This window comes from Crocosphaera watsonii WH 8501 (genome assembly GCF_000167195.1).
Classification (GTDB): domain Bacteria; phylum Cyanobacteriota; class Cyanobacteriia; order Cyanobacteriales; family Microcystaceae; genus Crocosphaera; species Crocosphaera watsonii.
Map to the genome: position 1 here is coordinate 23,008 of NZ_AADV02000005.1, position 25,912 is coordinate 48,919.

Genomic DNA, 25,912 nt, shown 5'->3' on the forward strand with positions numbered 1-25,912 from the left:
TGACGTAATAATAACAATAACTAATCTATAAATTAGGCTGATAATTTCAAATTTATTTGCTCTAAAATAAAATTCCGATTAACTTCAATAGACAATTCTCTTTGGAGTTGATACCAATTATCAATTAACTCATTAGCTCTCATTAATTCAAGTTTAATAAAAGCCCGTAAAGAACTAAAGAAATGGGTCAATATAGCTTCTGATTTTCTGACTATAAATTTATTGATACCACATAATTGTTTGAGCGCACGATGGTAACATTCAATAATCCAATGAGTTGTTTTCAACAAAGTAAATAGAGTTTTATCTGTTTCTCTTAAGTCTTTATTTTCTTTGTCAAATAAAATATAAAAACGAAGCATCCCGTTTTTGAAATGTTTCTTAAATACTTTAACTTCGCCAAACTCTTTTAAGTAAACAATTGTCCCATTTTCCTCTATTTCTAAGCTTTCAACGGATTGATATTGTCCTTTAACGATTGATACTTGTCGATTTTTAGCTATTCCTATCATGAAACCTAATTCTTGTTTTTTCAAAAATTTAAGGTTCTCTTTAGATGAATACCAACTATCACCAGTTACATAAATTGGCCTCAGTCCCCAAGCTAAAACTTCCGATAGCATCATCCGAAAATAATCATTTTTAGACAGATCATCTTCTTTATCATAAAGTCGATAATTTAGAGGGAGTGAAATTCCATTAGGGTCAGTATATAATAAAGTAACTAAATTAATTCCTTTGATAGTTTTATGTTTATTTCCTGACCAGAAATAACCAATAAATTTACTTAATTTAGGATTACTATAAAGTTTTTCAATGACTGTATCATCAATACTTAAGGTTCCCCCACTCAGTTCAATGTGCTGTTTAAATTCATTGAATAAATCAACAGGTTTATAGCTTTCTCTTAATAAAAAACGGTTAACACTATCATGAGATAAATCCTCAAATATCTCGGATAAACGATTACAACCCGAATATTTGGATTCAGCAATTAAATAGTAAGTATAGAGTTCTAAATGACATTTAGCCGTTGATTTCTTCGTTATAGTTCGGATATCTACCTCCAGTTCTTATAATCCTCTCTATTTTATCAGTTTTTTGCTTTTTGTTAACAGCGATCGCTTTCTCTGTTTGGACTATGCACATTGTAAACCATCTGTCAATGCGTAACTCCTAGAATTCGCTTTGTTTATATTCCCAAACATACATCGTGGCTTAATCAAATTGAGTGTTGGTTTTCGATCTTAGTCCGGCGTTTACTCAAAAGAATTACTGTCCGTTCAACTGAAGAACTATCCCAAAAAATTCTCAATTTTATTGATTACTTTAATCAACATTTTGCTAAGCCGTTCGTTTGGAAATTTAAGGGCTTTAAAGATCATAAGTGACTGGTGGATTATTTTTGCTAAGCTGCACTAGTCAAGGCACAACAACAGTTATCTCTTCAACAAAGACTGATTGACCAGCAACAACAACAAATCTCTACACAACAGCAAGAAATTGAAAAATTGAAAGAAGAGAGAGATAAGCTAAAAAACCGTAACTCAAAAAACAGTTCAGTCCCCCCATCATCAGACCCACTAAAAAAGCCTTCTGACAAAAAGAAACGCAAAAAAGGATTTAAACGCGGACCAAAATATGACCACCCAGGGAAGACCCGTAATGGTTTTGGTCAGCCCGATAAGATAGTCCCTTTAGAACTAGAAAACTGTCCTGTTTGTGGGGGTTCAGTGGAACGAGATGAAGTAGTTCCCGAAAAAGTCCAGCAAGTGGCTGAAGTAGTAGACCAACCCATAGAAATCAGGGAATATCGTCGCGGATTCTATAAATGTCCTAGTTGTGGATGGTCAGATTACAGTCCTGTTCCATTGGGAGTTAAAGAAGGATTCAGTTATGGGGCGCGATTAAGTAGCATCGTGGGCTGGCTTGGCTATGGGGGTAATCTTACATGGCGTAAACAGGAACATTTTATAGAGTATGTCTTTGGCATTCCCATTTCTCAAGGGAGCCTTGCCAAAATGCACAAATGGTTTCAAGAAAGTTTAGAACCCTTGACCAAACAGTGGTTAAAGTACATCCAGCAGCCAGGAATCCGATGTGTTGACGAAACCAGTTATTGCATCGATGGCATCAAGTATTGGGTTTGGGTAGCCACATCAAATGAGGTCTGTGTGTTGATGTTGGCTCCCACTAGAAGCTCCGCAGAAGTCGAGAAATTGTTAGGAGCAGATTTTAAGGGCATCCTCACCAGTGACTGCTATAGTGCCTACTTTAGACAAAGTGCGATGGCCAAACAGAAATGTCTGGCACATTTAGAACGAGAGTTAGAGTCCCTTAAAACCAGTCGTTTTCAAGCGAATCGAGAATTTGCTGCCGATGTACAGCAAGTTTTAGCAACCGCCCGTATCCATTATCGTCATTATCATGCTCGAAATTTAACCCTTGAAGACTTAGGCTCCAAAAGAACAGAAGTCGAGAACTCACTGCAAAAGATTTTTAAAGCAACTCCCAAAAAAGGATGGCCTTATGATGCACAAAGATTGATTAACCGTCTCAAACGTCATTGGGAAGAGTGGTTCACCTTTCTAACTTATCCTGAAGTCAAACCAGATAATAATGATGCTGAGAGAGCTTTACGTCCCATTGTCATTCACCGCAAAGTAAGTGGGGGAGCAAGAAGCGACTGGGGTGCAGAGTTAGTCACCCAAATGTTCAGTTTTTTAGAGACCATGAGATTACAGGGGCAAAATGCCATTGTCCAATTATGCGAATTATTTTCATTAGCTGGTCGGAGTCCCCCAGGATTAGAGATGTAAAAGGCTCCGGAGCCGATGGGGGATAGATTTTTCTTGATCGCCCTATATCTCTACACAAAAATAAACAAGGTTAGCGGATAATCTCCGCTAACAAAAAACTATCTTACTATTCTTTTTTTCTCATATTGTTGTTTTTATTTGAGGTTTTTAAAAGACTTGATTCTGGGAATGTTAGTCATTAAAATAGCCGTAATAAATTAGCTTAAATTTTACGCTAAATCACAGGGCTTATATTTTTGTTGACTCAACTGATGTTGTTTGTAGTGCTTTTCGATAAGACTTTTTTGTTGCGGTGAGCAGTTACATTGAGTTAAACGATATTTACACTCAAGTTAATATTTTAGAAAAAATTATTGGCCGCAGAGGATTTAATTTAGATGAACTTTTTCAGAACTTTAATTTAGAAAAAGATGAATTTGATCGCTTTGGTTTAAACAAGATTACACAGGAAAGAGTTTTAGGGTTAGACGCAGTTAATGAGCATGATAAGTTAATGATTTTAGGTAAACCTGGTGTAGGAAAAACGACGTTTCTTAAATATTTAGCGATACAATGTAACAGAGGAGAATTTGCTGCGACGAAAATCCCCATATTTATTCCTTTGAAAAAATATGCAGAAACCGAAAATAGTCCATATTTATCCAGTTATATGATTAAATGGTTTGAAGATTGTAAGATAACTAATGCTTCTGAAAAATTAGAGAGAATCTTAACAGAAGGGAGAGGATTAATATTACTGGATGGTTTAGACGAAGTAAGGGAAGAAGACAGCGAAAGAGTAATCAGAAATATTGAAAGTTTTTATAGCCGTTATGATAAGAATAAATTTGCTGTTACTTGTCGTATTGCGGCGAAAGAATATACTTTTACTCAGTTTACAGAAGTAGAAGTTGCAGATTTTGATGATGAGCAAATTAAGACTTTTGTGAATAGTTGGTTTAAAATTAAACAGTTAACTGACTATCCCAAACATTTTCTAGAACAGATAGAAAATAATCCTACTATCAAAGAATTAGGGAATAATCCTTTGCTGTTAACTCTATTATGTTTAGAGTTTGAAGATTCAGGTAATTTTCCCTCAGATAGAGCAGATTTATACGCAAGAGCAACTAATACTTTGTTAAGAAAATGGGACAATAAACGTAATATTTATCGTGACCAAGTATATAAAGAACTGACTCCTAAAAGAAAAGAAGGGTTACTGAGTCAAATTGCTTTTAAAACCTTTGATAAGAAAGAATATTTCTTTAAATTGGACTTTGGATAAAAAATAATTGTTAGCGTAAATTTTACGCTAACAATATCTCCAGAGCTAAAATAGAGAATTAAGGTGATTTTAAAAACTCTCTTTCCATCTTTTTAGGGGATTTTAAATATTAAATAGCTTCATTCAGTTTCGGTTCCAATATAGATATCTAAGTAGGTTTTGCTGAATAAAAGCAAAACCCTATTCTTTAAAAGGTTACACCCATATTCGCGATCGCAAAAAAGATCAGCTTTGTCGGCTACAAACCGCTATAATTGGTAGAAACACCTCCCAGTTGTTGGTCAAGAACAAATGTATCGAAAAGAGGAGCAACCTTTACCGCCCCCAGAAAAATTTGAATTACCTTTCGAGGGCAAATTGTCCCCCAATAATCGTTGGGTAATCATGGCAGAGTTGATACCTTGGGATGATTTTGAGGAAGAATATGCTAAACTTTTTTCAGCAGAAAAAGGTGCGCCAGCCAAACTATTTAGAATGGCATTAGGGACATTAATTATTAAGGAAAAATTAGGAACAAGTGATAGAGAAACTATAGAACAGATTAGAGAAAATCTCTATCTACAATACTTTATAGGTTTAAATTGTTATCAACAAGAGCCACCACTGGAATCTTCAATGCTAGTTCATTTTAGGAAAAGAATTGATGGAGAATTGATAAACAAAATCAATAAAAAAATAGTAAAAAGAGAAATAGACAAGAGTGATAAAGAAGTAAAAAAAAAGGATTGTCTCCAAGAAAAAGGAGAAAAAATAAAAAATAAAGGTAAACTAATTTTAGATGCGACTTGTGCGCCAGCAGACATCAAATACCCAACGGATTTAGGCATATTAAATCAAGCCAGAATTGAGACAGAAAGAATAATAGATAATCTTTATAAACCATTAAGAGTAAAATTGATAAAAAAGCCGAGAACTTCTAGAAAAATTGCTAGAAAGGAATACTTAAAAGTAGCTAAAAAACGAAAAGTATCTTATCAAGAAAGAAGAAAAGCTATCGGGGAACAGTTAAAATACCTTAAGAAAAATTTAGGAAATATAGAAGACTTAATTCAAGCTGGGGCTTCCCTGGAAAATCTGAGTAAAAGACAGAAAAATTGTCTAGAGACTATCAAAAAAGTTTATGAACAACAACAGTCAATGTGGGAGAATAAGACCCAGAGTGTTCCTCAAAGAATTGTAAGTTTAACTCAACCGCATATTCGTCCAATAGTGAGGGGAAAAGCAGGAAAACCAATAGAGTTTGGAGCTAAACTCTCAGTAAGCTGTGTAGATAACTATGTGTTTCTAGACAAAATAAGTTGGGAAAACTTCAATGAATCTTGTCATTTAAAAGAACAAGTAGAAAAGTATAAAGAAACGTTTGGCTATTATCCCGAATCCGTCCATGTAGATAAAATTTATCGAACTAGGGAAAACAGAAATTGGTGTAAGGAAAGAGGGATAAGAATCAGTGGTCCGAAGTTAGGAAGACCTCCGAAAAATGTCAGTGAAGAAGAAAAGAAAGAAGCCCACTCCGATGAATGCTTCCGTAATACTATTGAGGGAAAGTTTGGACAAGCTAAACGAAGATTTAGCCTAAATCTCGTGATGACAAAACTCCCTGAAACCTCCATTACATCTATTGCTATTACATTTTTAGTTGTCAATCTTTCTAAACTTCTGAGGCAGTTTTTGTCGCTTTTTTTGTCCTTATTTACTAATAATAGAACAGGGGAACTCATCAAACCGCCTTTCATTAATTTTGATTATACTTTAAACAATTTTTATGTACTAAAACTTATTGATTTGTCAGAAAATTCTTGGTCAAAAGTGGCATAAATTTTGGAGAAGCTTTTTCAGCAAACCCTATATAAATGGGCGTGTTTATCGAAAATAGTTGGGTCTAAAACCCCGCCTTTTAAGGCGCATAGTTTTTGAAGCGGAGCATAAATCTCTGTTTCAAAAACAACTTCTGTGCGATAGCGCCGGAACGTAGTGAGGAACTTCTGACTTCTGACTTCGTTAAGAGCCTTGGTTTAATCAAGTACAAGTTCATCTTCATTCCTGGGTTCTGGCTGGATCTTGGTTGTACAAAGCACGACGGGTAAGGGCTTTTTCTCATCATTTTGATAGTTGGCAACAATTCTGTGAGAAAGCATTGAATCTTTCTCAGTTCCAAGTAAACAATTATATTAAGGCCGCTAGGGTATTTAAGGATCTAGCGTTTAGTGGTTTTAAGATTTTACCCAAGTGCGTTAGTCAATGTCTCCCCTTGGCAAAACTTAAAGACTACGAATTGACCGAGGCGTGGCAAAAAGTTATTGATGAGAACCCACCCCATAGGATTACTAAAAATGCGATCGAAGCCACCATCAAAGGTGAACCCCTAGCAATCAAGAAACGGTTAGAGATACCCTTGCCAGAATGGGAAAACTTTGAGCAACGCTGTAAAGACGCTGGTTTGAACCCAAAAGACGAACTGCAAAAATTCTTAGGAGGTTAGGATCCAGAAACAGGGGAAATGAGCGAAGAAGATGATCTCAAAGATGATGAAGTTGAGGAGGTTGATCCCGAAAAGATAGAAGTATGGGAAGACGATGTTAAAAACTTAGTTAACGAGTATCAAGTAGCATATAACCTGAGCGTATTTTCGGTTAAAGTCATCCTTGACTGGGTGAACCGGATCAGGAATATTTTCCCCTCCCCACCTGAATGAGAACTGGACGGCGACCAGTCGAAATGACCTTACTAGAGGTAAGGTTATCGTGGGAAGCTTCCAACCCTTCTCACCGGGTAGTAATGGGTTTACGTGGCTTTTAGAGAGATGTAAGCACCATTTTAGGGCTTTTATGATCATCGTAAGCACTAATTAACCCACACTAATCCGAGATCAGCTTAAGACAGAGGTAAGCACCCGAATGCGTGGGCTTGTGGGAGTATCGTAGCGAATATGATCTAAATTCTTAGGGTTGGCAAATTAAAATCAAGGACACTCCGTAATGACAATTGTAGGATTGGACATAGGAAAGCACGGTAATGCCGTAGCTGCTCCACTGCTTGCTATGCCCAAAAATATACTCAAGTATCATGATAACAAGGATAGTGTATTTCTACACTTAACTCCTAGTAAAAAGTCCATCAGGCAGTTGTTAGAACTAGAACCTACTGGTCTAGTTATGGAACCCACAGGAGGGTGGTATAGTGCTTTTTGGCATAGGGTGGCATTCGTCTATCACATCCCTGTTTACTGGATGGGACACGCGGATCTCAAGGGGCAACGATCGCACTTTGGATTTTCTAACAAATATGACAAGAATGACGCGCTGTGTTTAGCAGCATCTTATTTTGACCCATATTTCATCAACAAAGATGGTTCCAAGCGATTCTTAAGAGGATACCGCATAAAAGAGATACAAGCTGTACGGGAACTGGTTTTAGAGTTAGAACAACTCGACAAATTAAGAACAACATTGGTCAATCAGTTAAGACAAAGGTTTGCCTTAGAATACCCAGAAGCGGCCGCACAAACATGGCAAACGAACGATCACGGTATGACCCCTATAATTGAGTGGTTAATCGGCAAGAATCATCACGGTAGACGAGTAAACCACTACAACAATTCTGTCGCTAACAGCTTAGGTATTGACATCTCAGAATATTCTCTAGATCACGGTTACGCTATACATCACATAGAGCAGCGTCGTAGAGACACAGAAAGGATGTTAGATGAAGCGATGGATCAAGAGTGCTTTATTCCCTACCGACAAGCTTTTAAGGGGTTTCGGTGGGGTATAGGAATGGAAGCTTTAACATTAATGAAGGTGTACCCCTTCGAAAAGTTCTTGGTAGATGGATTTCCTGTGGTTGAGTGGATTAAACCACCTAAGCGGTTAAATACAGAGATAGGGAAAAAGTTGGGGAAGAAATGGGACAATTTCAAGGACGCTAAGCAAGCTAAGGGGAAAGATGCTATTATGCGCTTAACGTTCTATGCCACTCGCTTGCTTTTCCAACAACTCAAGGATAATATCTGCTTTTAGCTCTACAGCAATAACCCACCAGCTTGTTATGGTGGGTATAATTTTGACAGAAGTTTTATCTAGAGAGATAATGGAGCTAATTTTGAGTTAAAAATCCGATGGTGTGATAACTCTGTCCACTGTCAATTCATCTTTTTTTAGGAGAACTTCAGGAAAAATCGATCATTATGTCTATTATCTTCCAACTTGTCTTATCCGCCCTTGTTTTCTTTTCCTTTGTCATGGTAGTTGCCGTTCCCGTCGCTTATGCTTCCCCCCAAAACTGGGATCAATCTAAGCCTTTATTGTTCATTGGCTCTGCCATTTGGACTGTTTTAGTGTTATTGGTGGCGGGCTTAAACTTCTTAGTTGTTTAACCCTACATTCACTATTACATGAGCTTTTCAGACTTCATGGAGTAGGATAGCCCCATCTTTAGCTATGGTTAAAGGTGGGGCTGCGGTTTTAAAGCTCAAATGAACAATTGCCGATACAATAAAACTTAGCTGCCATAAATAAGATCAACATCAATCTATGAATGCACCTTTTACCCCCGAAGAAATAGCAGCAGAAGGTATCAAACCCTCTGAATATGAAGAAATTGTCCAACGGTTAGGAAGACACCCCAACAGAGCAGAATTAGGGATGTTTGGGGTCATGTGGTCCGAACATTGTTGCTATAAAAATTCTCGTCCTCTACTGAAAAACTTTCCCACGGAAGGCGATCGCATTTTAGTGGGGCCAGGAGAAAACGCTGGAGTGGTGGACTTAGGTAAAGGGTTAAGATTAGCTTTTAAAATTGAATCCCATAACCATCCCTCGGCAGTGGAACCGTTTCAGGGTGCTGCTACTGGGGTTGGTGGTATTTTAAGGGATATTTTTACTATGGGGGCCCGTCCCATTGCCTGTTTAAATTCTCTACGGTTTGGAGAGTTAGAAAATGCGAAAACTAGGCGCATTTTTTCGGGAGTTGTTGAAGGTATATCTCATTATGGTAATAGCGTTGGTGTGCCAACGGTTGGGGGAGAAATTTATTTTAATTCTGCTTACAATGGCAACCCTTTAGTGAATGCTATGGCTTTGGGTTTAATGGAGACAAAAGATATCGTTAAATCTGGGGCTTCAGGAATAGGTAATCCTGTATTATATGTAGGCTCAACTACCGGCAGAGATGGTATGGGGGGAGCGAGTTTTGCCAGTGCAGAATTAACGGATCAATCCATGGATGATCGTCCGGCAGTACAAGTGGGTGATCCGTTCTTAGAAAAGTCTTTAATTGAAGCTTGTTTAGAGGCATTTAAAACCGGTGCAGTGGTGGCAGCACAAGATATGGGAGCAGCAGGAATTACTTGCTCAACCTCTGAAATGGCTGCCAATGGAGGGGTTGGCATTGAATTGGACTTAGATAAAATTCCCGTTAGAGAAACAGGAATGGTTCCCTACGAATACTTATTATCTGAGTCCCAAGAAAGGATGTTATTTGTGGCACAAAAAGGAAGAGAACAAGAATTAATTGATATTTTTCAGCGTTGGGAACTGCAAGCAGTGGTAGCTGGAAAAGTTATAGAAGAACCCATAGTTAGGATACTATTTCAAGGAGAAATTGCAGCAGAAATTCCGGCTAATGCTTTAGCAGATAATACCCCTATTTACCATCGAGAGTTATTAGAAAATCCTCCCGAATACGCCCAAAAAGCTTGGCAGTGGACAGAAGATAGTTTACCTAGTTGTACAGCAGAAGGGATTGAAATTAAGGGAGAATTGAAAACCTGGAATGATATATTATTAACCCTCTTAGATACTCCTTCTATTGCTTCTAAAAAATGGGTCTATCGGCAATACGATCATCAGGTACAAAATAACACGGTTATTATACCAGGAGGAGCAGACGCTGCGGTGATTCGTGTACGTCCTATTGATGCGAAACCAGATACTTGTAAAATAGGGGTTGCTGCTACCACTGATTGTAATTCCCGTTATGTTTATTTAGACCCCTTAGAAGGGGCAAAAGCTGCTGTAGCAGAAGCGGCCAGAAACCTTAGTTGTGTCGGGGCTAAACCCATAGCTATTACTGATAATTTGAATTTTGGGAGTCCTGAAAATTCTATCGGTTATTGGCAATTAGCCTTAGCTTGTCAGGGTATTTCGGCAGGTTGTCAAGAACTAAATACCCCTGTTACTGGGGGTAATGTTTCTCTGTATAATGAGACAGTTGATAGTGATGGAAATCCTCAGCCAATTTATCCCACACCCGTCATCGGAATGGTGGGTTTAATAGAAGATATTACCAAGGTTTGTGGACAAGGTTGGCAAAATGAAGGGGATATTATTTATTTATTAGGGGTTGACAATAAGCCCAGTTTAGGCGCATCAGAATATTTGGCCACTATTCATGATATTGTGGCAGGAAAACCGCCAAAAGTTGATTTTGAGCAGGAACGTTTAGTGCAGAAAATTTGCCAAGAAGGTATTAGTCAAAGTTGGATAAAATCGGCCCATGATTGTGCAGAAGGTGGCTTAATGGTAGCTTTAGCTGAATGTTGTATTAGTGGAAATTTAGGGGCAAAAATTCAACTAGATTATCAAGATAAAAATAGGTTAGATACTGTACTCTTTGGGGAAGTATGTGAACAAATTATTGTTTCTGTTAGTGCCAACAATCAACAAGAATGGGAAAGTTATCTACAGCAAAATTTAGGTAATAATTGGCAAAAGTTAGGTCAAGTAAAATCTAATCAACTGGATATTATCTTGTCTGATGATGCTTCAATTATTAGTGTAGAAGTTAAGAGGATGATTAATGATTGGTCAAATGCCATTGAGAAAAGATTGAAAAGTTAACCTGTTTAAGCCTACTAAATTAGGAGAAAATCACTCATGTTATCTATTATGTCCTATTATTACGAATATAAAGGAGAAATTGACCAGCAAATTGCTAATGATGAAGCTTTTGCTGATGAATTCCCTAAAAATAACCCCTCTAAGTTACAAGCAAAGGTAAGGTTGTAGGGGTTAACGGCCGTTAACCCCTACTAACAGAAACTGGTATCAGTTGAATATCTTTAACAGCGATCGCAGTTAAAAACCCTAGTGCTAGATATTCCTGTACAAAAAATCAAAGCTAAGATATTTTGTTAGGATCACAGTGGTTGAAACTTGGTTAATTCCTTAAATAATGGGAAAATTCAGACAAAAAAATGACCACAACTTTAACACAATATATTGAAATAACTCCAGATACTCGATTAGGGAAACCTCGCATTGTCGGGAGTCGGATAACAGTAGCTGAAATCGCCACAATGTATCTTAAAATGGGACAATCCCTGGAATTGATTGCAGGTAAGTACAATTTATCTCTAGCCTCAGTTTATGCGGCTATGTCCTATTATTACGAATATAAAGGAGAAATTGACCAGCAAATTGCTGATGATGAAGCTTTTGCTGACGAATTCCAGAAAAATAACCCCTCTAAGTTACAAGCAAAATTGAGGAAATTAAAGGGTGAGTCAACAGATTAAGTATCATTTAGATGAAAATGTTGACCCTGATATCGCCCTGGCCCTTCGTAGTCAAGGAATTGATGTCACGACGACTTTTGAGATGAATATGGCTGGAACATCAGACAATGTACAATTAGCCTTTGTTAAGCAAGAAAAAAGGGTTATTGTCACTCATGACACGGATTTTCTCAAAATAACGAGCCATGACAGCAATCATTATGGTGTTGCTTTCTCTAAAAAAGGAAGTCGTTCTATGGGTGATATGATTCGTACCTTGATATTAATCTACGAAGTGATGACTCCTGAAGAAATGAAGGGAACGGTTGAATATCTTTAACAGCGATCGCAGTTAGAAACCCTAGTGCTAGATATTTTTGTACTAAAAGCTAAACTCAAGATATCTGTTAGGATCACGGTGGCTCAAACTTGGTTAATTCCTTGAATAATAGGAAAATTCAGACAAAACAAGGTAAGGTTGTAGGGGTTAACGGCCGTTAACCCCTACTAACAGAAACTGGTATCAGTTGAATATCTTTAACAGCGATCGCAGTTAAAAACCCTAGTGCTAGATATTTTTGTACTAAAAGCTAAACTCAAGACATTTGTTAAGATCACTGTGGCTGAAACTTGGTTAATTCCTTAAAATAGAAGGCGATCGCCAATATAATTAAATATTTTATACTGTTTAAACTAGAACTATCCCTGCTAAGATTAAGTTAAACATTTGTTAAGAATTCTTTATTATTTCTCTACAAGTTGCCCGAAGCCCATCCTTGAAGCTGTTTTCAGGAGTTCATCTCTAACATGACTGCCCAAAAAAAACTGTCCTCCAGCTATCACTTATTAGATTCTTCTTTTGATAATAACGATTATCCCTTAGATAAACCCGAAGAGGCTTGTGGTGTTTTTGGGGTATTAGCCCCAGAAAGAGAAGTGGCGAAACTCGCCTATTTTGGTTTATACGCCCTGCAACACCGTGGCCAAGAATCTGCCGGTATTGCTACTCTAAAAGACGATATTATTCATCTTCACAAAGACATGGGCTTAGTTTCTCAAGTCTTTAACCAAGAAATACTCCCAACCCTCAAAGGTAGCATCGCAGTAGGCCATACCCGTTACTCTACTACGGGATCAAGCCACAGAGCTAATGCACAGCCCGCTGTTTTGAAAACTCGCCTCGGTCATTTAGCTTTAGCACATAACGGTAATCTTGTCAATACCCTAGAATTGCGAAAAACCCTAGAAGAACGGGGCTGTAATTTCCATACTAGCACCGACTCAGAAATGATCGCCGTTGCGATCGCCCAGGAAGTAGATCAAGGAAAAGACTGGTTAGAAGCTGCCATTAGTGCCTTTCCCCTGTGTTCTGGGGCTTATAGTTTGGTCATTGGAACCCCGAAAGGATTAATGGGAGTCAGAGATCCTCATGGTGTACGACCTTTGGTTATTGGTATCTTAGACGATGATCCTCGGCGTTATGTTTTAGCTTCAGAGACTTGCGCCCTAGATATTATTGGGGCTGACTATTTAAGGGATGTGGAACCCGGTGAACTGGTGTGGATCACAGAGGAAGGATTATCTTCTTTTCATTGGACAGAACAACCACAAAAGAAATTATGTATTTTTGAGATGATCTATTTCGCCCGTCCTGACAGTTTAATGCACGATGAAACCTTATATAGTTATCGGGTGCGTTTAGGGCAACAACTGGCCAGAGAATCTTGTGTAAAAGCAGATTTAGTTATGGGTGTTCCTGACTCTGGTATTCCTGCGGCCATTGGTTTTTCTGAGGTGTCTGGTATTCCTTACGGCGAGGGCTTAATCAAAAATCGTTATGTGGGACGTACCTTTATCCAACCCACCCAACACATGAGAGAGTCGGGGATTAAAATGAAGTTAAACCCCCTCAAAGACGTTTTAAACGGTAAACGGGTGATTATGGTGGATGATTCTATTGTACGGGGAACCACCAGCCGAAAAATTGTCAAAGCTTTAAGAGATGCCGGGGCCAAAGAAGTTCATATGAGGATCTCTTCCCCTCCTGTTACCCATCCCTGCTTTTATGGTATTGATACCGATAACCAAAGTCAGTTGATAGCGGCCACAAAATCTGTTGCTGATATTTGTGAACAGATCGGTGTGGACTCTTTGGCCTATTTGAGTTGGGGCGGAATGTTGGAAATGACACAGGAAGATACCAATGGTTTTTGTTCCGCTTGTTTTACGGGAGATTATCCCATTACTATTCCTGATGATCTCAAAGGCTCTAAATTAATGTTAGAACAAGTACGAGGTTAAGTATATCTAAGCCTTTGCAGATGTTCCCGATCGCTCTATAGTGATAGGTGATCCCCAGTTTAATAATGCAGTATTGTGAAAAAAATTTCTATCCTTGGCTCCACTGGTTCCATTGGTACCCAAACCCTTGATATTGTTAACCAATATCCCGAACAATTTCAAGTGGTGGGTTTAGCCACTCGTTCTAATGTTGATTTATTGGCTACCCAAGTTCAACAGTTTCGTCCGGAAATTGTAGCTATTCGTGATGAAAACAAACTCGGAACCCTCAAAGATGCCATCGCTACTCTGGACTATTCTCCTATTATCTTAGCAGGGGAAGAAGGGGTTATCGAAGTTGCCCGTCACGGTGACGCTGAAAGTGTGGTAACTGGTATTGTGGGATGTGCTGGTTTATTGCCTACTATTGCGGCCATCGAAGCTGGAAAGGATATTGCTTTAGCTAATAAGGAAACCTTGATAGCAGGGGGTCCTGTTGTCTTACCTTTAGTTGAAAAACATGGGGTCAAACTATTACCAGCAGACTCGGAACATTCTGCTATTTTTCAATGTTTACAAGGGGTTCCAGAAGATGGTTTAAGACGTATTATTTTAACCGCTTCTGGGGGAGCATTTCGTGATTGGCGAGTAGAAAAATTAAAGTATGTTACGGTACAAGATGCCTTAAAACATCCTAATTGGTCAATGGGTCAAAAAATAACCGTTGATTCTGCTACTTTAATGAATAAGGGTTTAGAGGTGATTGAAGCTCATTTCTTGTTTGGAATGGACTACAAAAATATTGATATTGTTATCCATCCTCAGAGTATTATTCATTCTTTAATTGAGTTACAAGATACTTCTGTTTTGGCACAGTTGGGATGGCCTGATATGCGTCTTCCTTTATTATATGCCCTGTCTTGGCCCGAAAGAATTTATACTGATTGGGAAACCTTAGACTTAGTTAAAGCAGGTAGTTTAACCTTTAGAGAACCGGATCACGATAAATATCCTTGTATGCAGTTAGCATACTCAGCAGGAGAAGCAGGAGGGGCAATGTCTGCTGTTTTAAATGCAGCTAATGAGCAAGCGGTAGCTTTATTTTTAGAGGAAAAAATCGCCTTCTTAGATATTCCTAAAGTCATAGAAAAAACCTGTGATGATTTTAGAGATCATAACCCTTATAGTCCTAGTTTAGAGGATATTTTAGAGGCAGATAATTGGGCTAGAAAAACCGTTTTAGTTGAGGCTGAAGGGTTAGGTAAAGAAAGTAAAGTTATTTCCGTAAAATAGCAATGTAGAGACGTTATCTATAACGTCTCTACATTGATTTTTAGTTAGGAATTATGCCGATAAATCTAATTTTATTGATTGCTGCTTTGTTAGTTTCATTATTACTATTTCGTTGGCTATTGACTATTATTAAGTCAACGGTTATTAACTTAGCAATTATAGCATTAATTATAGTATTACTACAGTCTGCTTTTGGGATTAGTCCTCAAGAATTATGGAATGAAATTATTAATCTTCCCCAAACTTTTCAAGACTTTTTTCAAACAGACAGTAATCAATTATTTTTAGTAATTGTTGCTAAACTAGGGATACCAATCATCATCTAATATTTGTTCAATGGTGAAGGGTAATTCTAAGGGGAAATTAAGGAAAAGAGTAGCGTTATCAGCTTCTAATTTTACCTCTTTTAAAGCTTTACTATAATTCTTGTCAATATTAGCTGGAAAATGTTTATACTATTTTTTTATCAAGATAAATTAAGAATATTTTCCAAAGGTTTAAAGAGTTGTTTAAAGTATTAAAGTTATTATAAACTATGTGGTAAAATTACTTTTGTTATTCTGAACGAAAAAAGACTTTTATGATTATAAAATACCCCTTAAAACCAAGAGAATATCAGTCAAGACTAGGATTAGAGGTGCTTAAAGGGTGTAACTTAATTGACTTGACAGAGCTACAAAGAAGTCAATTAAAACAAGCTCTATGGCAACAGGGTGTAATTGTTGTTAAAAATCAACATATTAGTGCATCTGAGTTAGAAGAGTTTGCCAGAAAAACCTTTGGAAATTTAATGTTTGGCTCTAATTCTTTTTCTTTAGATCCTGAAATCAGTCCAGAGATACAAAGCCAATATTCTGCGATTTTAGGTAATCCTAAAGGCTTAGATAGAAAGCCTCCTGAAAAGATTTATGGAGCTAGGATATGGCATCAAGATAAGGATGGAGTCCCCATCATAAAAGAGTTGGAAATGAATGCACTTTATGTGGTCATGCTCTATGGTATAAAGGTTCCCGAAGAAGGGGAAAATGGACAACCTCACACGACAGAATATTTAGACTTAGTAGAAGCCTATAATAATCTTGATTCTAGTCATCAAAAAGCATTAGAAGAAATATTAATGTATCAAATGCCTCCTGTCTGGTTTTGGCAAAATCTTGACTGGGATAATGTTCCTAAAAAAGTTCATCCTCTTGTTTCTACTCATAAAGTGACGGGTAAAAAAGGATTGTATTTAGGTTCTTGGAATACAGCAATACCTCTGGGTATGGAAGATAAACAAGAAGAAGCTCAACAATATTGGCAAGATTTATGGAATATGGTTTTGGAACGCACTCCCGTCTATTCTCATGTTTGGGAACCAGGAGATATTGTTTTTTGGGATAATTCACAAGTCATGCACAGAGGGACTTTCTATGATTCGACTAAATACCAGCGCATTGCATTACGATTAGGTGTTGTTGCTGATTGATTTAATGAGCAAAAAATCCCGTTAATAACAAAGGCAACAAAATCAGTAAACTTATAATTAATACTGCTGTTTCTGGACTGATAGGAATAGTATTTTTTTCTTTTGGTGGTTCTTTCATTTGTAGTTTCCTCCTACATTAATTGTGATTTTAACGTATTTTCGTCCCAATAAGCCTTAACTTCGGTAATCTTACCAGCTTCATTGAGTTAAAATGTAGTAATACCTTCAGCGTTTGCTTCTTTACCATTCTTAGAAACAACAATCATTTTCCATTTAACCGCAACTTCATTATTAACGATAAATAAGGACTCTCTTTCTATCTCAAATTTACTATAAAAATTAGTGAGAATAGTAAACAATTTTTCTGAATCTTTTTCTGGGTTTAAAGCAGGTTTTCCCACAGGATCATAAATTGCTGCATCATCCGCTAAAGAGTCTAACCAACCTTGAGGATTCATGGCAGCTAAACTGTTATAATAATTAGAAATCGTAGCTTCAATAGACATAATTTTCTACAACAGTAGGGTGGGCAAAGGTTTTAGAAATAGGATAAACTTCAACAATTCTATCATTTGCCCACCTTTTAGTCAAAAATTCTATTTTTATCTCTGAAATTAGGTGGGCAGTTTATAGTTATTACATTTTATTTTAGGATGAAATATTGCAACTGCCCACCCTATAAGAATTATTAAAATTCCGCACTTAAAGGAGTACGAGGGAAAGGAATAACATCACGAATATTACCCATACCTGTCATAAATTGTACCACTCTTTCAAACCCTAAACCAAATCCTGCATGGGGAACGGTTCCATATTTTCTGAGGTCTAAATACCACCATAGATCATCAGGAATTATCTCCATTTCATTAATCCGTCTTTCTAATACATCTAGTCTTTCTTCCCGTTGCGATCCGCCAATAATTTCCCCAATTTTCGGAGCTAATACATCCATAGCGGCAACGGTTTTCTCATTGTCATTTAAACGCATATAAAAGGCTTTAATAGCAGCAGGATAATTCGTGACAATCAAGGGTTTTTTAAACAATTCTTCTGCCAGATATCGCTCGTGTTCCGACTGTAAATCAATGCCCCATTCCACAGCATACTCAAACTTTTTATTGCACTTCTCTAGTAATTCTATAGCCTTTGTATAAGTAATTCTTTCAAATTCATTGTTAATGATATTATCCGCCGTTTCCAAAACAGACTTATCAATACGCTTGTTGAAAAATTCCATATCTTCGGGACAAGTTTCTAACACATACTTAAAAATGTACTTTAAGAACTCTTCCGCTAAATCTTGATCCCCTTCAATATCACAAAAAGCCATTTCTGGTTCCACCATCCAAAACTCAGCTAAATGACGAGAAGTATTAGAATTTTCTGCCCTAAATGTAGGACCAAAAGTATAAACATTTTGAAAAGACATAGCCATAACTTCCGCTTCTAACTGTCCACTTACAGTTAGATAAGCTTGTTTACCAAAAAAGTCTTGGCTGTAGTCTATTTTCTCTTGTTTATCGACAGGAATCTTGCTTAAATCAAAATTAGTAACAGTGAATAATTCCCCTGCACCTTCGCAGTCACTAGCAGTAATAATAGGGGTATGAACCCACATAAAATCTCTTTCTTGAAAAAAGTTATGAATAGCGGTTGCACAAGCATTTCTGACACGCATCACCGCCCCTATTGTATTGGTACGCGATCGCAGATGTCCAATAGTGCGTAAAAATTCAAAGGAGTGGCGTTTTTTCTGAAGGGGATAGGTTTCGGGGTCAGATGTGCCATATACCTGGACTGTAGCAGCCTTTAACTCGATTTTTTGACCTTTTCCGAGGGATTGTACCAGGGTTCCCGAAACTTCCACAGAAGACCCAGTATTAAGGAGTTTGAGAACATCTTGATAGTCGGGGACGCTTTCATCGAGAACCACCTGTAAACTATTCAGGGAGGAACCGTCATTAACTTCCATAAACGAAAAATCTTTTAGTTCCCGTTTGGTGCGTACCCACCCCTGAATGGTAACGGTTTCATCGGGTTGGCCGTGTCGTAAGATGTCTCTAACTCGTTTAGTTTGCATTATATATTTAATGGTTTATCAATCCGTTGCTTGATCATTTTAGCAAATTTTGTCTTTATCATTGTAGGGTGTATTAGCATAGCGTAATACACCAAGAAATCTAATTTTGGTAGCTTAGGACAGAGGAGTATATTCTTGTTATCATCTAAGTTAAAGTGAAGTATAGAGAAACTTCTATCTTAAACTTTTCAGGTTTTCAATGTTATTTTTAAAGTTATACATGAAGTTATACATTGCGTTTACATATGCAAATAATTCATTGTGATAAAGTTAAAGTATCTAAGACATATTTAGCACATTAATTTAATGAGGAGTTAATCTCATGTACAAAACATTATTAACAGCAACGTTAGCTTTAGGCATAACAGGAATGACTGCATTATCAACTAAAGCTAGTACACTTATTTTTGCAGACAATTTTAATCAAGAAAATAATGGTGTTAGGGCTCTAAATTATAGTAGTTTTAATAATTGGGATGTTACTAATGGATCTGTTGATTTATATGGTAGAGCTTCTAATGGTTTTGGTTCTTTACTCGTACGGACTAATGGAGCATTTGTTGATCTCGACGGTTCTACTGGAACTGCCGGCACTCTTACTTCAAAACAAACATTTACTTTCAATCCTGGAGATATATTAACCCTACAGTATGACTTGTCTCCAGGGGCAAGACCTAACACAAGCTTTGGCAATAATATACTTATTGTATCATTAGGAGACATTTACAGAACCGTACACGCTACTGGAGTCGGATTTCCACTCAAAACTCCTTTTAAATCATTTTCTACAACTATTCATGTAACTGAACGGACCAGAGGAAATTTAGTTTTTTCACATCTTGGTGGTGATACACAAGGTATTTATCTAGATAACGTAAGATTAAGCGTAGAAAAAGCTGTTGTCCCTGAACCTTTAACCATTCTCGGTGCAGGAACTGCGATCGCTTTTGGAGCAGGTTTCAAACGTAAATTAGGTAAAGCTAATAAGAAATAGAATATAGCAATCAGTAATGATTCGTGAGATTATCGAGATCCCCCCTTTAGTTCCCCCCTTAATAAGGGGGGTGAGGGGGGATCAGTTTCAACATTAATTCTCACAACTGATAAATGATTGCTATAGTAAGGCGATGCACTGCCCACCCTACAATTAAACGATAGCTGATACATTACTCATATTTAATTGCTGTAATGCTTGCCAATTGATAATATCCTCATACAAAGATTCATACCCTTTAACATTTGGATGTAACCCATCATTAATTAATCGTGACTTGACATAATTTTCTCCTCTTCCTAACCATAAATCAAAAATATCTAGATAAGGAATATTCCGAGAGTGACACGCTTTTTTTGTCACTTCTTTATAACGATACTGATCAAAATGATTGAAATAAAAACAGTCCATAAAGGGCATTTTTGCCTCATCCACAGGAACCATCCCCACAAAATATACAGAACATAATTGCTGCGCTTCATCCAATAAATTCTCTATTTCCTGTTGATATGTCTCAAAGTCTGTAAATAAACGTCCATTTGCTCGTCTCAACCTCGCCGAATCATTCACCCCAACGGAAAGCATAATCAGATCAGGGACACGGTTACGTAACTCTCCACGATACCGATATTCCCCTTCTAACCGTTGGGCAACCTGATGAGTGCGATCGCCTCTCACCCCCAAATTATACAACACATGACCATTTTCCTGCCCCATCCACTGACGACGCAACCTCTCAACCCATCCACCCCCAACGAGATCACCGTACCCATACACCAAACTATCCCCTAAAGCCACAATTCTCAATGACTGCGTGTTAAAAGATGAATTCCAGATTTGGGTGGGGTTTACAACGGTTGACATTAAGAATACTCCTGTAATGGTCTGTAAAATAACTTTATATATTGATACTAAACTTCATTTTACCGTAACTCAGTAAACTTATTTTTGTAGTATGATTGTAATATAGAGATCGTTAACCCAGTAAACACTGGTTACTGATCACCGATAACTGATAACTGAAAAAATATGCCTTACCAACCATTAAAAATTAGTACAGAAAAACCCGTATTGTCTTGGGCTGATCATGATTTAGCATCGGCAGAAATGCAGATGGCCAAAAATGTTGCCTCTCTACCTTTTGTATATAAGCACGTTGCTTTAATGCCGGATGTACACTTAGGAAAAGGGGCTTTACCCGGATTTCTCACAAATTAATTTGAAAGCCCAATCCAGAGATGAAAAATGATAATTTTTAGGACTAATAGAAATTTTGAATATAGATGAATAAAAAAATTGACTTTGATTATCCAAAAATTGAGTTTAAGAGGGAATAATTATATTAACTTTTGATTTTCTCCACTATAAATAAGACTAAATGAAAGTATCAGTCAGTCAACAACTTATGATAGATATCTTTTTTAAAAAACAACTTATTCTACTTATCCAGTATTAGGAATAGTTTTAATTCTTTTGTTAGCAATAGACAAAATATCTTGATAAGGACAAGCACTAGCTATAGCGATAATAATTCTTCTACAACTAATCTTTATTCTGGCTCCCAACTTAAGAAGATTTAGACGTATTCTTCCCACAGTTGCTTTAGCCAATGAAGTTTTTTTTAAACAGTGTTGACGAAAAGCATTTATGAGAACATAAGCCCAGGAATGTATCCATAATCTTAGTTTATTACTTTGAAATGTTTGAGTTGAAGTTCTATCAGCTAACAAGTCTAATTGTTGTTCTTTAATCCGATTTTCCATCTCGCCTCTCGGACAGTATTTTTTTGTATAAAGTTTTGAGGGTGGAATTTTTGAAGCGGGCAAAGATGTCACCACATGGCGCATTTTTAAGCCATCACTTCCATAACAAACTTTTGTCACTACTCTTCTTTGACAACTCCATGACTTTTCTGTTTTATAACGAATAGAGCGATACCAAGTAGAAATTGGTACTAATTTTTTAACTTCTTCTAAATCTTCTTTTTTCTGAAATAAACTATCCATTAATTCAGTTATTGGAGCTAGTTTTTTTTCATATTCATGTTTGGCTTTTTCAATTACATCATCCGCTCGTAACTTAAGAACGCCATTTGTTCCCATAGCTATAACATAATCAACTAAAGGCTGATTTTCACAAAAATAGAAGATTTCTTCACGGGCATAGGCACTATCACCCCTAACTAGGATATGAGTCTCTGACCATTTTTCTCTAATCAGTCCGATAATTCTTTGTAATTCGTCTAAGGCTCCATCGGCTGGATCTACATTAGATGAACGAAGTTTAGCAACTAATAAATGATGCCCACAGAAAATATATAAAGGAGCATAACATACTCCGTGATAATAACTATTAAAAAATGCCCCTTCTTGATTACCATGTACTTGGTCATCCGTGACATCCATATCTAATGTAATACTTAAGGGAGGTTTTTTATAAGACTCTAAAAAAAATTCGACAAAAGATTTTTCAATGGCTTCAAAGTTGGGTTCTATTTTATGATAACGACTCGTTTTTTGGTCGAGAATAGTCTCAGGACAATATTCCAATCTATTAATTGTACTTTTTCCAGCTAACCATCCCTTTTTATCTTCAAGTTCATTAAGCTTTTCTAAAGCGATCTTAAGGGCAGGATCGTGACGTAATTTATCATGGTCATTGACATCTTCATAGCCTAAAATAATTCCATAAAGCCTTTGTGCTAATAACTCATGAACGGAATGATCTACATAAGATTTATGACGATGATCTTGAAAATAGTTACCAAACTTCTCGGTAATTCCCAGTTTTTTTCCAACTCAGCTATCCAGACAATCCCCGCATCTGAAGTGATTAGTCCCCCATCAAAATTAGCGATTATTTCTTTTCCTTTCTGTTTACTAAAGTTGATTACTTGACGAGGGGTTCGGGGATGACTGGGACTCATTAAATCAGTTTAAGGTAAATTGCTTTAATAATTAAATTATAGCATATTTTATTCTAACAATCTAGTACTATTAGAGATTTTATTAATAATTTTTTTGGAAAAATGAGTGATTGATTTATCTTTTCATCTTTGTCTAATTCGGGTTGATTTTAACTTAAAATCTGACAACAGACTGTTGGTTGGGGAAATCTGCGATCGCTCTGTTCAAACCCACTTCCTGTAAGGCTTCTGTGTTTGGCGATCGCAGATTTTGTGAGAAATTCGGGTCCACCATCCCGTTAAAGCAACTAGAGTAAGGGTGGGTAGTAGCCGAAAAATTACATGAGGTTTATAAGGTTTAGAAGGAGTTAAGGTTTGTTCTATTTTTTCCTGAGATGTTGTCATTATTAAAATTAGAGCATTATGAGTTTTAACTTATTAAGTTAACATCCTACCGCAATACTAATCAAATTGCTAAAATAATCTGTTGAGATAGAGAAACACAATTTATTATCTACATAATAAAATTAACGCTATAATATAAGTCCTTATGTAGTCATTGTTCTGATGACTCGTTAATTTGGGTAAAGATAGTTAACAATTAGTCTAAAAATATTTTACTATGTCTTTCGTTGGTCTACATATACACAGTGATTATAGTTTACTCGATGGTGCTTCTCAATTAAACGCTTTGATTGATCGTGCTTTGGAATTAGAAATGCCGGCGATCGCTTTAACAGATCATGGGGTTATGTATGGGGCGATCGAATTAATTAAAGTTTGTCGCAATAAAAGTATTAAACCCATCATCGGTAACGAAATGTACGTTATTAATGGGGATATTAAAGAGAAGAAAAAGTATAAAAAATATCATCAAGTCGTCTTAGCAAAAAATACCCAAGGTTATAAAAATTTAGTTAAATTAACCACAATTTCCCATCTAGAAGGAATGCAAGGAAAAGGTATTTTTGCCCGTCCTTGTATCAATAAAGAACTATTAGAAGAATATCACGAAGGGTTAATTGTTACCAGTGCTTGTTTAGGGGGAGAGATACCTCAGAGACTTTTAGCAGGAGACTTCAAAGAAGCGAAGGCAGTAGCAAAAAGGTATCAAAAATTATTTAAAGATGACTTTTACTTAGAAATTCAAGATCACGGTTATGTTCAGGATAGAATTGTTAATACTGGTATTGCTAAAATTGCCCGTGACTTAGACATTAAAATTGTAGCAACCAATGACTCACATTTTATTTCTTGTTACGATGTAGAAGCACACGACGCATTATTATGTATTCAAACTAGGAAACTTATTACCGATGAAAAACGGCTGAGATATAGTGGCACAGAATATTTAAAATCTGCTGATGAAATGCGCTTACTATTTCGGGATCATCTTCCTGATGAGATTATAGAAGAGGCCATTAATAATACATTAGAAGTCGCCGAAAAAATTGAACCTTATAAAATTTTAGGAGAACCCCGTATACCTAACTATCCAGTACCTGCTGGACACAACCCTGATAGCTTTGTAGAAGAAATAGCTTGGGACGGATTATTAACCCGTTTGAAATGTCGCTCTCGTAGTGAAATTCCTGATGACTATCGGGAACGGTTAGAATACGAATTAAAAATGTTGCAAAGGATGGGCTTTTCTACATACTTTTTAGTGGTTTGGGACTACATTAAATATGCCAGAGATAACGGTATTCCCGTGGGACCAGGTAGGGGTTCAGCAGCCGGATCTTTAGTGGCTTATTGTTTAAAAATTACCAATATTGATCCAGTACATCACGGCCTATTATTTGAGAGATTTTTAAACCCTGAAAGAAAATCAATGCCCGATGTTGATACAGATTTTTGTATCGAAAGACGAGACGAGATGATTCAATATGTTACCAGAAAGTATGGAGAAGCTAATGTTGCTCAGATTATTACCTTTAACCGCATGACATCAAAAGCAGTGTTAAAAGATGTGGCTAGAGTATTAAATATTCCCTATGCTGAGTCAGATAAAATGACAAAAATGATCCCAGTTTCAAGGGGTAAACCAGCTAAATTAAAAGTCATGGTTTCTGATAAAACACCAACTCCAGAATTTAAAGAAAGGTATGATAACGATCCCACTGTCCATCGTTGGGTTGACATGGCTATTCGTATCGAAGGAACCAATAAAACTTTCGGGGTTCATGCTGCCGGGGTGGTTATTTCTTCTGAACCTTTGGATCAAGTTGTTCCCCTACAAAAAAATAATGACGGGGCAGTTATTACCCAATATTATATGGAAGATTTAGAGTCCTTGGGATTATTAAAAATGGACTTTTTAGGGTTAAGAAATTTAACCACAATTCAACGCACTGCTGATTTAATAAAACAAAATAAAAGGGTAGAATTAGACTTAGATCAACTACCCTTAGATGAAAGAAAAGCATTAGAAATTATTGCCAAAGGAACAGAAAAAAGACTACCACCCGATGTACAAAAAACTTACAAACTTTTAGAAAAAGGAGATTTAGAAGGTATCTTTCAGTTAGAGTCATCGGGGATGAAAGAGATTGTAAAAAACTTAAAACCGTCAGGAATTGAAGATATTTCTTCTATTTTAGCCCTCTATCGTCCGGGTCCCTTGGATGCAGGATTAATTCCTAAATTTATTAACCGTAAACACGGACGAGAAGACATTGTTTATCAACATAAATTATTAGAACCCATCCTAAAAGAAACCTACGCAGTATTAGTTTATCAAGAACAAATTATGAAAATGGCGCAGGATCTAGCCGGTTATTCTTTAGGAGAAGCTGACTTATTACGTCGGGCCATGGGTAAGAAAAAAATATCAGAAATGACCAAACATCGAGAAATTTTTATCGATGGTTCCACAAAAAATGGTGTTTCTCAAGCTATTGCAGAAGATTTATTTGAGCAAATGATCAAATTTGCAGAATATTGTTTAAGTTATGATACAGAAATTTTAACCGTTGAATATGGAGCGATGTACATTGGAAAAATAGTCGAAGAAAACATAAATTGTACCGTTTATACAGTAGATAAAAATGGTTTTGTTTATACTCAAACCATTGCCCAATGGCATAATAGAGGAGAACAAGAAATATTTGAATATGATCTAGAAGATGGTTCAAAAATCAAAGCAACAAAAGACCATAAATTTATGACAATAGATGGTGAAATGTTGCCCATTGATGAGATTTTTGAGAAAAATTTAGACCTTAAACAGGTAGTGTCTCATCCTGATGATTATCTTGTGTAAACCCATTAAATTATTCTTCAAGCAACCCATAAATTTTGATTGTTTG

21 protein-coding genes and 4 pseudogenes are annotated in these 25,912 nt (G+C 36.7%); 19 read left to right on the plus strand and 6 right to left on the minus strand.

What is annotated here, in order from left to right; all coding sequences use genetic code 11:
- Positions 1 to 32: 32 nt before the first annotated feature.
- Entirely contained in the window at positions 33 to 1,058 is a 1,026-nt protein-coding gene (locus CWATDRAFT_RS33265; RefSeq protein WP_071892218.1) for an IS701 family transposase, read from the minus strand.
- A 120-nt stretch (positions 1,059 to 1,178) separates the two neighbouring features.
- Between CWATDRAFT_RS33265 and CWATDRAFT_RS33270 the strand changes: the two are divergent.
- From CWATDRAFT_RS33270 to CWATDRAFT_RS09890, 15 genes and pseudogenes are all read left to right on the plus strand, one after another.
- Positions 1,179 to 1,391 (plus strand): annotated as a pseudogene (locus CWATDRAFT_RS33270) (transposase); the annotation flags it as partial.
- Positions 1,392 to 1,418: 27 nt separating this feature from the next.
- A pseudogene (locus CWATDRAFT_RS09830) lies at positions 1,419 to 2,819 on the plus strand (IS66-like element ISCwa4 family transposase); the annotation flags it as partial.
- A gap of 292 nt (positions 2,820 to 3,111) precedes the next feature.
- Positions 3,112 to 4,086 carry an NACHT domain-containing protein gene (locus tag CWATDRAFT_RS09835; RefSeq protein ID WP_007304864.1) on the plus strand — a complete coding sequence of 325 codons (975 nt, stop codon included), beginning with the start codon at positions 3,112 to 3,114 and terminating at the stop codon, positions 4,084 to 4,086.
- Positions 4,087 to 4,377: 291 nt separating this feature from the next.
- Positions 4,378 to 5,904 (plus strand): IS5-like element ISCwa2 family transposase, encoded by a 1,527-nt coding sequence (locus CWATDRAFT_RS09840; RefSeq protein WP_007304865.1) that lies wholly within the window; start codon positions 4,378 to 4,380, stop codon positions 5,902 to 5,904.
- Between the two features lie 247 nt (positions 5,905 to 6,151).
- Positions 6,152 to 6,568: a hypothetical protein gene (locus CWATDRAFT_RS09845; RefSeq protein WP_007304866.1), complete on the plus strand. Its 417-nt coding sequence runs from the start codon at positions 6,152 to 6,154 to the stop codon at positions 6,566 to 6,568.
- 18 nt (positions 6,569 to 6,586) lie between these two features.
- Positions 6,587 to 6,781 (plus strand): hypothetical protein, encoded by a 195-nt coding sequence (locus tag CWATDRAFT_RS09850; protein ID WP_042711399.1) that lies wholly within the window; start codon positions 6,587 to 6,589, stop codon positions 6,779 to 6,781.
- A 283-nt stretch (positions 6,782 to 7,064) separates the two neighbouring features.
- Entirely contained in the window at positions 7,065 to 8,105 is a 1,041-nt protein-coding gene (locus CWATDRAFT_RS39610; protein ID WP_007304867.1) for an IS110 family transposase, read from the plus strand.
- Between the two features lie 167 nt (positions 8,106 to 8,272).
- Positions 8,273 to 8,461 (plus strand): photosystem II reaction center protein PsbZ, encoded by a 189-nt coding sequence (gene psbZ / locus CWATDRAFT_RS09860; protein ID WP_007304868.1) that lies wholly within the window; start codon positions 8,273 to 8,275, stop codon positions 8,459 to 8,461.
- Positions 8,462 to 8,618: 157 nt separating this feature from the next.
- On the plus strand, positions 8,619 to 10,925 hold the full coding sequence (gene purL, locus CWATDRAFT_RS09865; RefSeq protein WP_007304869.1) for a phosphoribosylformylglycinamidine synthase subunit PurL: 2,307 nt from the start codon (positions 8,619 to 8,621) through the stop codon (positions 10,923 to 10,925).
- Positions 10,926 to 10,961: 36 nt separating this feature from the next.
- Positions 10,962 to 11,093: a hypothetical protein gene (locus tag CWATDRAFT_RS40985; protein ID WP_007310194.1), complete on the plus strand. Its 132-nt coding sequence runs from the start codon at positions 10,962 to 10,964 to the stop codon at positions 11,091 to 11,093.
- 188 nt (positions 11,094 to 11,281) lie between these two features.
- Positions 11,282 to 11,602 (plus strand): DUF433 domain-containing protein, encoded by a 321-nt coding sequence (locus CWATDRAFT_RS09870; RefSeq protein WP_007304870.1) that lies wholly within the window; start codon positions 11,282 to 11,284, stop codon positions 11,600 to 11,602.
- Positions 11,586 to 11,921: a DUF5615 family PIN-like protein gene (locus CWATDRAFT_RS09875; RefSeq protein ID WP_007304871.1), complete on the plus strand. Its 336-nt coding sequence runs from the start codon at positions 11,586 to 11,588 to the stop codon at positions 11,919 to 11,921. The genes CWATDRAFT_RS09870 and CWATDRAFT_RS09875 overlap by 17 nt, the downstream gene beginning before the upstream one ends.
- Before the next feature lie 467 nt (positions 11,922 to 12,388).
- Positions 12,389 to 13,882, plus strand: a complete 1,494-nt coding sequence (purF, locus tag CWATDRAFT_RS09880; RefSeq protein ID WP_007304872.1) for an amidophosphoribosyltransferase — start codon at positions 12,389 to 12,391, stop codon at positions 13,880 to 13,882.
- A 75-nt stretch (positions 13,883 to 13,957) separates the two neighbouring features.
- Complete coding sequence (gene dxr, locus CWATDRAFT_RS09885; RefSeq protein WP_007304873.1) at positions 13,958 to 15,154, plus strand: 1-deoxy-D-xylulose-5-phosphate reductoisomerase; 1,197 nt, start codon at positions 13,958 to 13,960, stop codon at positions 15,152 to 15,154.
- Positions 15,155 to 15,207: 53 nt separating this feature from the next.
- Complete coding sequence (locus tag CWATDRAFT_RS09890) at positions 15,208 to 15,480, plus strand: hypothetical protein (RefSeq protein WP_007304874.1); 273 nt, start codon at positions 15,208 to 15,210, stop codon at positions 15,478 to 15,480.
- On the opposite strand, the gene CWATDRAFT_RS33275 is transcribed toward CWATDRAFT_RS09890, so the two are convergent.
- Positions 15,457 to 15,588 carry a DUF29 family protein gene (locus CWATDRAFT_RS33275; RefSeq protein ID WP_081450942.1) on the minus strand — a complete coding sequence of 44 codons (132 nt, stop codon included), beginning with the start codon at positions 15,586 to 15,588 and terminating at the stop codon, positions 15,457 to 15,459. The genes CWATDRAFT_RS09890 and CWATDRAFT_RS33275 overlap by 24 nt on opposite strands.
- 146 nt (positions 15,589 to 15,734) lie before the next feature.
- On the opposite strand from CWATDRAFT_RS33275, the gene CWATDRAFT_RS33280 reads away from it, so the two are divergent.
- Complete coding sequence (locus tag CWATDRAFT_RS33280; RefSeq protein WP_007304875.1) at positions 15,735 to 16,622, plus strand: TauD/TfdA dioxygenase family protein; 888 nt, start codon at positions 15,735 to 15,737, stop codon at positions 16,620 to 16,622.
- Positions 16,623 to 16,828: 206 nt separating this feature from the next.
- On the opposite strand, the gene CWATDRAFT_RS09900 is transcribed toward CWATDRAFT_RS33280, so the two are convergent.
- Together CWATDRAFT_RS09900 and asnS are read right to left on the minus strand one after the other, a co-directional pair.
- Complete coding sequence (locus tag CWATDRAFT_RS09900) at positions 16,829 to 17,128, minus strand: nuclear transport factor 2 family protein (protein WP_007305015.1); 300 nt, start codon at positions 17,126 to 17,128, stop codon at positions 16,829 to 16,831.
- A gap of 182 nt (positions 17,129 to 17,310) precedes the next feature.
- Entirely contained in the window at positions 17,311 to 18,702 is a 1,392-nt protein-coding gene (gene asnS / locus CWATDRAFT_RS09905) for an asparagine--tRNA ligase (RefSeq protein WP_007305014.1), read from the minus strand.
- Between the two features lie 322 nt (positions 18,703 to 19,024).
- Here asnS and CWATDRAFT_RS39615 point away from each other — a divergent pair, with 322 nt between their 5' ends.
- Positions 19,025 to 19,696: a PEP-CTERM sorting domain-containing protein gene (locus CWATDRAFT_RS39615; RefSeq protein ID WP_007304876.1), complete on the plus strand. Its 672-nt coding sequence runs from the start codon at positions 19,025 to 19,027 to the stop codon at positions 19,694 to 19,696.
- A 153-nt stretch (positions 19,697 to 19,849) separates the two neighbouring features.
- Here CWATDRAFT_RS39615 and CWATDRAFT_RS09915 read toward each other — a convergent pair whose 3' ends face one another.
- On the minus strand, positions 19,850 to 20,560 hold the full coding sequence (locus tag CWATDRAFT_RS09915) for a GDSL-type esterase/lipase family protein (protein WP_007305013.1): 711 nt from the start codon (positions 20,558 to 20,560) through the stop codon (positions 19,850 to 19,852).
- Positions 20,561 to 20,725: 165 nt separating this feature from the next.
- On the opposite strand from CWATDRAFT_RS09915, the pseudogene CWATDRAFT_RS09920 reads away from it, so the two are divergent.
- A pseudogene (locus CWATDRAFT_RS09920) lies at positions 20,726 to 20,899 on the plus strand (RtcB family protein); the annotation flags it as partial.
- Between the two features lie 239 nt (positions 20,900 to 21,138).
- On the opposite strand, the pseudogene CWATDRAFT_RS33290 reads toward CWATDRAFT_RS09920, so the two are convergent.
- A pseudogene (locus CWATDRAFT_RS33290) lies at positions 21,139 to 22,622 on the minus strand (IS1380-like element ISCwa5 family transposase).
- Positions 22,623 to 23,223: 601 nt separating this feature from the next.
- On the opposite strand from CWATDRAFT_RS33290, the gene CWATDRAFT_RS09940 reads away from it, so the two are divergent.
- A complete protein-coding gene (locus CWATDRAFT_RS09940; protein ID WP_007304878.1) occupies positions 23,224 to 25,866 on the plus strand; it encodes a trans-splicing intein-formed DNA polymerase III subunit alpha N-terminal partner DnaE-N in 2,643 nt (880 codons plus the stop codon).
- Positions 25,867 to 25,912: the final 46 nt, after the last annotated feature.

Coding starts and splice junctions, on each gene's coding strand:
- CWATDRAFT_RS09840 (WP_007304865.1), top strand. CDS start 4,378: ATGTATCGAAAAGAGGAGCAACCTTTACCGCCCCCAGAAAAATTTGAA.
- CWATDRAFT_RS09850 (WP_042711399.1), top strand. CDS start 6,587: ATGAGCGAAGAAGATGATCTCAAAGATGATGAAGTTGAGGAGGTTGAT.
- CWATDRAFT_RS39610 (WP_007304867.1), top strand. CDS start 7,065: ATGACAATTGTAGGATTGGACATAGGAAAGCACGGTAATGCCGTAGCT.
- psbZ (WP_007304868.1), top strand. CDS start 8,273: ATGTCTATTATCTTCCAACTTGTCTTATCCGCCCTTGTTTTCTTTTCC.
- purL (WP_007304869.1), top strand. CDS start 8,619: ATGAATGCACCTTTTACCCCCGAAGAAATAGCAGCAGAAGGTATCAAA.
- CWATDRAFT_RS40985 (WP_007310194.1), top strand. CDS start 10,962: ATGTTATCTATTATGTCCTATTATTACGAATATAAAGGAGAAATTGAC.
- CWATDRAFT_RS09870 (WP_007304870.1), top strand. CDS start 11,282: ATGACCACAACTTTAACACAATATATTGAAATAACTCCAGATACTCGA.
- purF (WP_007304872.1), top strand. CDS start 12,389: ATGACTGCCCAAAAAAAACTGTCCTCCAGCTATCACTTATTAGATTCT.
- CWATDRAFT_RS09890 (WP_007304874.1), top strand. CDS start 15,208: ATGCCGATAAATCTAATTTTATTGATTGCTGCTTTGTTAGTTTCATTA.
- CWATDRAFT_RS33280 (WP_007304875.1), top strand. CDS start 15,735: ATGATTATAAAATACCCCTTAAAACCAAGAGAATATCAGTCAAGACTA.
- CWATDRAFT_RS09900 (WP_007305015.1), bottom strand. CDS start 17,128: ATGTCTATTGAAGCTACGATTTCTAATTATTATAACAGTTTAGCTGCC.
- asnS (WP_007305014.1), bottom strand. CDS start 18,702: ATGCAAACTAAACGAGTTAGAGACATCTTACGACACGGCCAACCCGAT.
- CWATDRAFT_RS39615 (WP_007304876.1), top strand. CDS start 19,025: ATGTACAAAACATTATTAACAGCAACGTTAGCTTTAGGCATAACAGGA.
- CWATDRAFT_RS09915 (WP_007305013.1), bottom strand. CDS start 20,560: ATGTCAACCGTTGTAAACCCCACCCAAATCTGGAATTCATCTTTTAAC.
- CWATDRAFT_RS09940 (WP_007304878.1), top strand. CDS start 23,224: ATGTCTTTCGTTGGTCTACATATACACAGTGATTATAGTTTACTCGAT.